Raw genomic sequence first — 9949 nt, 5'->3', positions numbered from 1 at the left:
CAGTGGCACCACCGTGCCCACTCGACCGGCGCGCGTGACGTTTCGGCCGTCCTACCTGACGCCTCGGCCGGGGGTTGACATCACGTGATGTCAGATCGGGGTTGTGTTGACGTCACAGTGATGTCATAGTGGTGCGTATGGACATCACGCCGTACATCGACAGCCTGCGACGGGATCTGCTGGCCGCGGCCGAGGCATCGGGGCCGGAGGCCAGGGAGACCGCGGAGCGGCTCACCTACGCACTCGACCCGGCCGCTCGGCTGGCGGTGATGGAGGCGGTGAGCCAGGCAGCCGCCGAGATCACGGCAGAGCTGCCGGCGGGCAATGTGGACGTACGTCTGCGAGGGCGCGACCTGGAGTTCGGGGTGACGCTTCCCGAGCTCGCCGAGCCGGTTCCTCCGACGCCACCGACACCGCCCGCTCCCCCGGCTCCTCCGGCCCCGCCGGAGCCGGAGGGCGACGACGCCCTCGCCCGGGTGACCCTCCGCATCCCGGAGTCGCTCAAGTCGAAGGCCGAGGAGGCTGCGGCCGTGGCCGGTCAGTCGCTCAACACCTGGCTCATCGGCGCGGTGCGCGCGGCGACCCGCGAGAACGCGGTCAACGTCGACGTCGACCTCTCCGCGATCCCACACATCGTCAACGAAGCCATGAGCAGCTTCGATCCGTTCCGCGGGAGCAATCGCGGCAGGTCCGACCGCCGGATGACCGGCTGGCTCTGACCTGACCTCACACGCAACAACGGACGGCCGCCCGGCCGGTCCGGTAGATCACCACACCCTTCAGGAGCACCATCATGAGCACGTACACCTTCATGTCCACCGCCCCCGCCAAGCTGTTCGTCGAGTTCGGCAAGGGCAATCTCGAGGTCCACGCGACCGACACGGACGAGACGGTCGTCGAGGTCGACGGCGATGATGCCGAGAGTCTCGTCGTCGAGCAGAGCGGCGACACGATCAACATCATCGACCCGCACAAGGGCCCGTTCAACCGCTCACGGCGCTACGACATCAGTGTGACGGTCCCCGTCCGCAGCCAGCTGCGAGCCCGCACCGGGACCGCCGACATCGCCACCCAGGGAGTCCTCCTGGCAGCGTGGGTCCAGACCGGGTCGGGCGACATTCGGATCGACCGGGTCACCGAGGAGTTCCAGGTCGAGTCCGGCTCGGGGGACATCGAGGCCGACACCCTCGACGGGCGAGCCTCGATCAAGTCCGGATCCGGCGACATCCGGATCGGTACGGTCCACGACCTGCACACCAAGACGGGCTCCGGCAGCGTGGAGATCGACGAGGTCGAGGGCGACGTGAGCCACTCGACCGGCGCCGGCGACTTCGCGATCCACTCGGTCGGCGCGGGCCGGATCTCGGTGAAGGGAGCCTCCTCCGACGTACGCATCGGGATCCCGAACGGCACCCCGGTGTGGACCGACGTCAACACGGTGACCGGCCGGTGCACCAGCACTGTCCAGAGCGCTGGCGCACCGGCCGCAGGTGAGCCCTATGTCGAGCTCCGCACCACCACCGTGAGTGGTGACATCACCCTCATCGGGCTCTGAGCCCGGGAGGAGGGCTACTTCTCGTGGCCAGGGTGAGGAGCGTCCGGCACGACCGGCCGCAGCACCCCCCAGGTGATGAAGGCGCCCCCGACGACGAGCAGGGCGATTCCCGCCCAGAGGTTGGCGTTGGGCCCGCCGGTCTTGTCGACCTCGGGGTCGCCGAACAGGCCCATCAGCAGCAGGATGACGCCGTAGACCGCGAGCAGGGACCCGATCACGTTGCGGATGTCGAAGAGCGACAGCAGCGTGCCGAGAAATCCCTTGCTGGCTGTGGCCTTGTTGGCTTCGTTGGACATCTCAGCCTCCTCAGAAGATCGCGTTCAGGATAGTGACCATGACCAGCGCTAGACCTGCCAGAGGCACCGGGCGCTGCCACCACGGACGACCGGCGTCCTCCGGGTCCACCAGGTCCTCCCTCGGTGTCTCGGAATAGACCAGACCCTTCAGAGAGCCTTCCGGCTTCGGCTTGGTCACCAGCGAGACCAGCACGCTGACGATGATGTCGACACCGAACGCCACACCGGCAGCCACGAACGACGCACCCTGACCGGACAGCGGCAGGACGCCGACGGAGAGTCCACCGAGCGTGCCGTCGGCGAGAATGCCGACGCCGACCGCCGCCAAGGTGCCGGAGACGAGACCCGCCCAACCGGCGGTCGCGGTCATCCGCTTCCAGAACATACCCAGGATGAACGTCGCGAACAGCGGAGCGTTGAAGAACCCGAACAGGGTCTGCAGGTAGTCCATGATGTTGGAGAAGCTGGACGCCAGGACAGCGGTGAAGATCGCGATGGCCGTCGCCGCAACGGTCGCCCAACGGCCGAGCTTCACGTAGAAGTCGTCCGGGCGGTCCTTGATGATGTACTCCTGGACGATGTCGAAGGACACCACCGTGTTGAAGGCGGAGACGTTGGCCGCCATACCGGCCATGAACGCCGCCAGCAGACCGGTGATCGCCAGGCCGAGCAGACCGTTGGGCAACACCTCTGCCATCAGGTAGAGCAGCGAGTCGTTGTAGGTCACCCCTTCACCCGAGGCACCACCGGCGATCGACTCCCCTGCCTTGGTCTGTGCGATCTCGGTGACCAGGACCGCCGCGATCATGCCGGGGAGAATGGTGATGAACGGGATGAACATCTTCGGGTACGCACCGATGATCGGCGTCTTGCGGGCGGCGCTGATCGAGTTGGCGGCCATCGCTCGCTGGACCTCGACGAAGTTGGTCGTCCAGTAGCCGAAGGAGAGCACGAAGCCGAGACCGAACACGATGCCGACGACCGAGAGGAAGTCGGAGGAGAAGCCGGTCAGAGCGGTGCCGGGCCAGGAGTTGAGCTGGTCGGCGGCGGGCGCGATGGTGTCGGGGTTGGCGGCCGCGGCCTTCTCGATCTTCGAGGTCAGACCGTCCCAGCCGCCCACCCGGTGGAGACCCAGGATGGTCAGCGGCAGCAGTCCGGCGACGATCACGAAGAACTGCAGGACCTCGTTGTAGATCGCGGCCTTCAGACCACCGAGGGTGATGTAGGAGAGCACGATCACCGCGGCCACGATCAGCGCCACCCACAGCGGCCAGCCGAGCAGCGCGTGCACGATGGCGCCGAGCAGGTAGAGGTTGATACCGGCGATGAGCAGCTGCGCGATCGCGAACGAGAGCGCGTTGACCAGATGGGCACCGGTGCCGAAGCGGCGCTTCATGAACTCGGGGACCGAGCGCACCTTCGAGCCGTAGTAGAAGGGCATCATCACGACGCCCAGGAACAGCATGGCCGGAATGGCGCCGATCCAGAAGTAGTGGACGGTGGGCAGCCCGACCTGCGCGCCGGTTGCCGACATCCCCATGATCTCGACGGCGCCGAGGTTCGCTGAGATGAAGGCGAGACCGGTGACCCACGCGGGCAGGGACCTACCCGAGAGGAAGAAGTCCACCGAACTCGACATGCCGCGGCTGGCCAGGAAGCCGATGCCGAGAACGAACGCGAAGTAGATGGCGATCAGAAGGTAATCAACTGCATTGGCCTGGATCAGGGTGTCCGCGGCCAGGATGCTTCCTTGCATTCCACGACCCTTCTAGGTTGATTGAGTACGTCAACCTAACCACGTCAAACAGACAAAACCGCGCTGGGTCACCCCTTCATCGACACGCCTTCTCGCCAGTACCCCATGAAGGCCACCTGCTTGCGCGGCATCTCGAGCTCATTGACCAGATGACGGCGCAGTGCGGTGACCATCCGGGACTCCCCGGCGATCCAGGCGTAGCGCCCGTCCTCGCCGTTGCCAGCACCGTTCGCGGAGTTGTCGGGGCCGGTGACCTCCTCGCCGGAGGAGGAGTAGTCCGGGGTCTCCCACAGGTCCGGGTCCTCGACCTCGACCGTGGTCACGTCCTCGGGCGTCGCCTCGAAGCCGAGCAGCCCGCCGACGGCAGCCAGGGACGGACCACCCACGGGCGCACCCTCGCGCGGGAGCCAGCTGACCTGCAGCCCGTCAGGCGCAGACACCTGCTGTACGTCATCAGCTGCCGGCACCTCCAGGAAGGCCGATCCGGTGGCGTCCGCCGGCAGCGACTCGAGGATCGAGACGATCGCCGGGACGGCCGTCTCGTCCCCGACCAGAAGCAGCCGGGTCGCGTCACCAGGAAGCCACTCGATCCCGCCGTAGGGCTCGCCCAGCTTGGGTCCGGCGACCAGGATCTCGTCGCCCGGCTTCGCCGCGCCGGCCCAGTCGGAGCCGGGACCGTGCGCGCCGGGGTGGAGCACGAAGTCGACGTACAGACGCTTCTCGATGCCTTCGCCCTCGACCGAGCGGATCGTGTAGGTGCGCATCCGCGGGCGCTCGTCCTCGGGGAGGGCGAGCCATTCGGTGTACCAGTCCTCCGCCGAGAGCTCGGGCAGCACGCCCGGGGTGGCCGGGAAGAGGAGCTTGATGCGCTGGTCGAGGCTCGGGCCGTCGTTGCCGAAGTCGGCCAGGTCGTCGCCGGCCAGCTCGATCCGGGCGAAGGACGGGGAGAGGCGCTCGACGGAGCGCACCGAGACGCGGGCGAGGATGGGCATGTCAGGCTCCTTGTGCGTGGGGGTGAGCGGCGGGTCGGTGGTGGCGTCCGATGGGGACGACCAGCGGTGTGCCCGAGACGGGGTCCGAGATGACCTGGGCCTCCAGGCCGAAGACCTTCTCGACGGAGTCGGCGGTGACCACCTCGGCGGGGTCACCGGTGGCGGCGATCCTGCCGCCGCTCATGGCGATCAGGTGGTCGGCGTAGCGGGCAGCCAGGTTGAGGTCGTGGAGCACCATCACGACAGTCGTCCCACGGGTCTCACGGAGGCCATGGAGCAGGTCGAGGAGGTCGATCTGGTGGGCGACGTCGAGGAACGTGGTCGGCTCGTCGAGGAGCAGCAGATCGGTCTGCTGGGCGAGCGCCATCGCCACCCAGACCCGCTGCCGCTGGCCCCCGGAGAGCTCGTCGACGATCCGGTCGGCGAGGTCGAGCGTGTTGGTCAGCTCGAGCGCCTCGGCGACAGCCGCGTCGTCCTCGGGCGACCAGCGCTGCAGCGCACCGCGGTGGGGCTGACGTCCGCGGCCGACCAGGTCGACGACCGTGATCCCCTCGGGCGCGATCGGCGACTGGGGCATCAGGCCGAGCGTCTTGGCGACGGCCCGGGTCGGCTGCTTGTGGACCGCCTTGCCGTCGAGGACGACCTGCCCCGAGATCGGGCGGAGCAACCGCGCCATCCCGCGCAGCAGGGTCGACTTCCCACAGCCGTTGGCGCCCACGATCACGGTGGTCAGACCGTCGGGGATCTCCAGGGAGACCTGGTCGACGATCGGCTCCGCGCCGTAGCCGAGGCTCACACTCTCCGCAGCGAGTCTCATCTGGGCCTCTTTCATGTCATCGCCTTCCGGCCCGCCCGCTGGCGAGCAACCACAACAGGAACGGCGCCCCGAACGCACCGGTGACGACACCGACCGGGAGGTTGGTGCCGGGGAATCCATAGGCCGCGACGTAGTCGGCCCCGACCACCACGACCGCGCCGACCAGCGCGGCACCGAGGATCGTGGTACGCCCGCCGTTGAGGACCCGGGCGATCGGCCCGGCGACGAACGCGACGAACGCGACCGGTCCGGTCGCGGCGACCGCCAGCGCGCACAGCAGCACGGCGAGGAGGAGCAGCAGGTCGGCGTAGCGGTGGGTGACGCCGAGCGCGTTGGCGACGTCGGGACCGAGCTCGAGCACCCGCTGCGACTTCACCGTCCAGGCGACCAGCGGCAGCAGGATCACCAGGGCGACGAGCAGGATCCTGATCGTCGGCCAGGAGGCCGAGTTGAGGCTGCCGGTCATCCAGCGCAGCGCGAGCTGGGCGTCGTACTCGTTGGCGCGGGTGAAGAGGTACTGGATCACGGCGACCAGACCGGCGGCAGCGGTGACGCCGACGAGCACCAGCCGGTAGCCACCGTCGCTGCCGGCCACCAGCCGGATCGCGACGGCGGTGAGCACCGCACCGATGATCCCGGCGAGCGAGAGCGCCGAGCCGTTCAGCGAGAGGACCACGATCGCGAAGACCGCCGACGCGCTCGCCCCGAGCGAGATGCCGAGCATGTCGGGGCTGGCGAGCGGGTTGCGCAGGGTCGACTGGAAGATCGCGCCGGCGGTGCCGAAGGCGACTCCGGCCAGTACGCCCAGGACCGCCCGCGGCAGCTTCGACTCCATCAGGATGAAGGTCGCGCCGGGGATCTCCTCGCCGCCGAGGATCCGGAAGAAGTCCGGCAGCGTGATGATGTAGTCGCCGCCGAGCACGCGGAGCGCGAACAGCCCGAACAGGGCCGTGCCCAGGCCACCGGCCACCAGGGCGAGCCGCCGCTGCGGGATGCGCCGGGCGCTGCGTACGACCGCGGTGGGGTTGATCGACTGCACGCTCATAGACCGGCCATCCGTCCGCGGCGAAGGAAGAAGATGAAGACGGGTACGCCGATGACGGCCGTCATCACGCCGACCTGGATCTCCGAGGGCGGCCAGATGACCCGGCCGACCACGTCCGCCAAGAGGGTGAGGGCGGCGCCGAAGCCCGCCGAGAGAGGGAGCACGCGAGTGTAGGCCGAGCCGACCATGACCCGGACCATGTGGGGGACGATCAGGCCGATGAAGCCGATCGGCCCGCACAGCGCGGTGGCGGTGCCGGTGAGGAGCACGACACCGAGGCCGATGACGGCGCGGTCGATGCCGGTGCGACGCCCGAGCCCGCGCGCGAGGTCGTCGCCGAGTGCGAGCGTGTCGAGGGTGCGGGCGCCGGCCAGGGTCAGCAGCGCGCCGACGGCCAGGAACGGCAGGCCGGTCAGGACCATGTCCCAGCCGCGGCCGCCGATGGTGCCGACCTGCCACAGCCGGATCACGTCGAAGGTGGCCTTGTCGGTGAGCAGGACGGCGGTGGTCCACGAGGTGACCCCTGCGGCGAGGGCGGCGCCGGCGAGGACGAGCTTGGCCGGGGTCGCGCCGCCGGAGCCGAAGGAGGCGACGGTGTGCACGAGAATCGCGGCGATCGCGGCGCCGGCGAAGCCGAACCAGAGGTACGCGTTGAGCGAGCCGATGCCGAAGACCGAAACCGCCAGCACCATCGCGAACGTGGCCCCGGAGTTGAGCCCGAGGAGCCCCGGGTCGGCCAGCGGGTTGCGGGTCAGGCCCTGCAGACAGGCGCCGGAGAGCGCCAGCGCGGCGCCGGCCATCAGCCCGAGGACGGTGCGCGGCATCCGGGTCTCCAGGATGCCTTGGCCGACACTGCCGTCACGCCACAGATCGAGCGGGGAGACGAGCTTCGCGCCGATCAGCATCGAGGCGACCACGGCGACCAGGAGGACACCGGCGAGCAGGATCACGACTCGAACCATCGACGACCGACCCCGACCGCGCGGATCCGCGGCCGGGGCTCGGTCGAGCGTCCTCGTGAGGGTCACTGACCCTCGAGAGCCTTGACGATGCCCGGGACGAACTCATCGATGGCGTAGGGCACCGACAGCGGCGTCGGGGTGCCCGCGGCGAGCGAGGCGACGTTGTCGGTCGAGGCCCACATGTGACCGGCCTTGATCGCGGGGACCTGGCCGACCAGCTTGTCCTTGGCGTACGTCTCGGCGTCCGTGTCCTCGACCGCGTAGGTGAACAGGAAGTCGGAGTCGAGCTCGCTGGCCTTCTCCGCGGAGACCTGGGCGAAGAACTCGCCCTTCTTGGTGTTCTCCACGACGACCGGCGCGTTCTCCATGCCGAGGTCGGAGAGGAAGTCCGGGCGAGCGTCCTCGGTCGTGTAGAACGGGATCTGGGAGAGGTCGGCGGTGGCCAGCGCGGCCCAGATGAAGGTCTTGCCCTGGATCTCCGGGGTGTCCGTCTTGACGTCCTCGTAGAGCTTCTGGGTGTCGGCCTCGACCTCGTCGGCCAGCTTGTTGCGGCCGGTGGCCTGGCCGACCATGTCGAGGGAGTCCTCCCACGCGGTCGCCCACGGCTGGTCCGGGTAGGCGACGACCGGCGCGATCTCGGAGAGCTTCTTGTACTCCTCCTCGGTGATGCCCGAGTAGGTCGCCAGGATCAGGTCGGGGGTCTGCTTGGCGACCTCGTCGACCGGGATGGCGTCGGTCTGGTCGAGGATCGCCGGCATGTCGGCGTCGAGCTCCTCGAGCTTCTCGTCGAACCAAGGCGTGGTGCCATCCTCGTCACCGCCCCAGGTCACCTTGGGGATGCTGACGGGCACGACGCCCAGCGAGAGGAGCATGTCGGCGTCGTTGACACCGACGACGGAGATGCGCTTCGGCTCCTCCTCGATCTTGGTCTCGCCGAAGGCGTGCTCGATGGTCACCGGGAAGGCGCCCGAGTCGGCCTTCGAGGTGGACTCCTGGCCGGAGTCGGCCGAGTCGGTGGAGCCCGTGCTGCAGGCAGCCAGGCCGGAGACAGCGAGCGCGGTGCTCACTGCGATGAGTACGGGACGACGGATCACGTGGACCACCTCGGGTTAGGCAATGCTTAGTTAGGACAGCCTAAACACATTACCGTTTCAACGAGGTATCGGCCCCCAAGGTTTGGGACGACGCAGCGGACGGTCAGGGCCTGACGAACGCCCTCCGCTCGACCTCGACCCGATCCCGGATCACACAGTCGAGCGAGTGGTCGTTGACGATCCCCATCGACTGCATGAACGCGTACATCGTCGTCGGTCCGACGAACTTCCAGCCTCGCTTCTTGAGGTCCTTGGAGAGGCTCACCGAGGCAGGGGACGTGGCCACCACCTCAGGAATCGTCAACGGCTCGGGCTCGAAGCCCCAGACGTACGCAGCCAGCGACCCCTGCTCCTCGACGAGCTCGACCGCCCGCCGGGCATTGTTGATCGACGCCTCGATCTTGCCGCGGTGGCGGATGATCCTGGCGTCCTGCAGGAGCCGCTCGACGTCGCTCTCGTCGAACTCGGCCACCTGGTGGAAGTCGAAGCCCGCGAAGACCTCCCGGAACGCGGGTCGCTTGTTGAGGATCGTGCGCCACGAGAGCCCGCTCTGGAACCCCTCCAGGCAGATCTTCTCGAAGAGTCGTACGTCCCCTCCGCCCGGGAACCCCCACTCGGTGTCGTGGTAGTCCAGGAACTCCGGCGCCCCACCGGCCCACGCGCAACGCGTCTGGCCGTCCGGTGCCAGGAACGGTGTCTCACTCATCCAACCGACCCTAGCTGCGACCACCGACAGCTCCGCTCAGATCTTGGTGCGGTGGAAGCTCTGGAAGCTGCGCGAGGCGGTCGGGCCGCGCTGGCCCTGGTAGCGGCTCCCGTACTTCTCGCTGCCGTAGGGGTTCTGGGCCGGCGAGGTGAGCCTGAAGAAGCAGTACTGACCGATCTTCATCCCCGGGTAGAGCTTGATCGGAAGCGTCGCGACGTTGGCCAGCTCGAGCGTCACATGGCCGGAGAAGCCCGGGTCGACGAAGCCGGCGGTGGCGTGGGTGAGCAGCCCGAGGCGCCCCAGCGAGCTCTTGCCCTCCACGCGCGCCGCGATGTCGTCGGGCAGGCTGACGGTCTCGTACGTCGACCCGAGCACGAACTCACCCGGGTGCAGGATGAACGGCTCGTCGCCCTCGGTCTCGATCTGCCGGGTGAGCTCGGACTGGTCCACGGCCGGGTCGATCGTGGCGTACTTGTGGTTGTCGAAGACCCGGAAGAACCGATCCAGTCGTACGTCGACGGACGACGGCTGCAGCATCGACTCGTCCCAGGGGTCGATGACGATCCGCCCGTCGTTGATCTCGGTCAGGATGTCCTTGTCGCTCAGCAGCACGAGGCAAACCTAACGCAGCCGGGCGCTGTGTACCGCTCCTGCGTTGCCGCTGGCAGCGTCTCTGGAATCACCCCTACCCCATGCGTCACAGATTCCGCGCCGAAGTCGTACGTC

The 9949-nt window shown here is 68.4% G+C and carries 11 protein-coding genes; 2 read left to right on the top strand and 9 right to left on the bottom strand.

The genetic code is table 11. The features are described 5' to 3' along the window. Positions 1 to 137: 137 nt before the first annotated feature. Together ACFV9G_RS15260 and ACFV9G_RS15255 are read left to right on the top strand one after the other, a co-directional pair. On the top strand, positions 138 to 719 hold the full coding sequence (locus ACFV9G_RS15260; protein WP_378728316.1) for a toxin-antitoxin system HicB family antitoxin: 582 nt from the start codon (positions 138 to 140) through the stop codon (positions 717 to 719). Between the two features lie 74 nt (positions 720 to 793). Further along, positions 794 to 1555: a DUF4097 domain-containing protein gene (locus ACFV9G_RS15255; RefSeq protein ID WP_378728315.1), complete on the top strand. Its 762-nt coding sequence runs from the start codon at positions 794 to 796 to the stop codon at positions 1553 to 1555. A gap of 14 nt (positions 1556 to 1569) precedes the next feature. Here the strand turns inward: ACFV9G_RS15255 and ACFV9G_RS15250 are convergent, their stop codons facing one another. The 9 genes from ACFV9G_RS15250 to dcd form a co-directional block, all read right to left on the bottom strand. After that, positions 1570 to 1851: a hypothetical protein gene (locus ACFV9G_RS15250; RefSeq protein WP_378728314.1), complete on the bottom strand. Its 282-nt coding sequence runs from the start codon at positions 1849 to 1851 to the stop codon at positions 1570 to 1572. A 10-nt stretch (positions 1852 to 1861) separates the two neighbouring features. Beyond that, complete coding sequence (locus ACFV9G_RS15245) at positions 1862 to 3592, bottom strand: sodium:solute symporter family protein (protein ID WP_378728317.1); 1731 nt, start codon at positions 3590 to 3592, stop codon at positions 1862 to 1864. 83 nt (positions 3593 to 3675) lie between these two features. Further along, positions 3676 to 4599, bottom strand: coding sequence for a siderophore-interacting protein (locus ACFV9G_RS15240; RefSeq protein WP_378728313.1), 924 nt, complete (start codon positions 4597 to 4599; stop codon positions 3676 to 3678). A 1-nt stretch (position 4600) separates the two neighbouring features. Further along, positions 4601 to 5416 carry an ABC transporter ATP-binding protein gene (locus ACFV9G_RS15235; protein WP_378728312.1) on the bottom strand — a complete coding sequence of 272 codons (816 nt, stop codon included), beginning with the start codon at positions 5414 to 5416 and terminating at the stop codon, positions 4601 to 4603. A 16-nt stretch (positions 5417 to 5432) separates the two neighbouring features. Next, on the bottom strand, positions 5433 to 6461 hold the full coding sequence (locus tag ACFV9G_RS15230) for a FecCD family ABC transporter permease (RefSeq protein WP_378728311.1): 1029 nt from the start codon (positions 6459 to 6461) through the stop codon (positions 5433 to 5435). Beyond that, positions 6458 to 7411 carry a FecCD family ABC transporter permease gene (locus ACFV9G_RS15225; RefSeq protein WP_378728310.1) on the bottom strand — a complete coding sequence of 318 codons (954 nt, stop codon included), beginning with the start codon at positions 7409 to 7411 and terminating at the stop codon, positions 6458 to 6460. Before ACFV9G_RS15225 ends, ACFV9G_RS15230 begins: the two co-directional genes overlap by 4 nt. Positions 7412 to 7485: 74 nt before the next feature. Next, positions 7486 to 8517: an iron-siderophore ABC transporter substrate-binding protein gene (locus tag ACFV9G_RS15220; protein WP_378728309.1), complete on the bottom strand. Its 1032-nt coding sequence runs from the start codon at positions 8515 to 8517 to the stop codon at positions 7486 to 7488. A 103-nt stretch (positions 8518 to 8620) separates the two neighbouring features. Then, positions 8621 to 9223 carry a DNA-3-methyladenine glycosylase I gene (locus ACFV9G_RS15215; protein ID WP_378728308.1) on the bottom strand — a complete coding sequence of 201 codons (603 nt, stop codon included), beginning with the start codon at positions 9221 to 9223 and terminating at the stop codon, positions 8621 to 8623. Between the two features lie 36 nt (positions 9224 to 9259). Continuing rightward, positions 9260 to 9835 (bottom strand): dCTP deaminase, encoded by a 576-nt coding sequence (gene dcd / locus ACFV9G_RS15210; RefSeq protein ID WP_045547715.1) that lies wholly within the window; start codon positions 9833 to 9835, stop codon positions 9260 to 9262. Positions 9836 to 9949: the final 114 nt, after the last annotated feature.

The organism is Nocardioides sp. NPDC059952, from assembly GCF_042730435.1.
GTDB lineage: Bacteria > Actinomycetota > Actinomycetes > Propionibacteriales > Nocardioidaceae > Nocardioides.
This window is presented reverse-complemented; position numbering and strand designations above follow the sequence as displayed.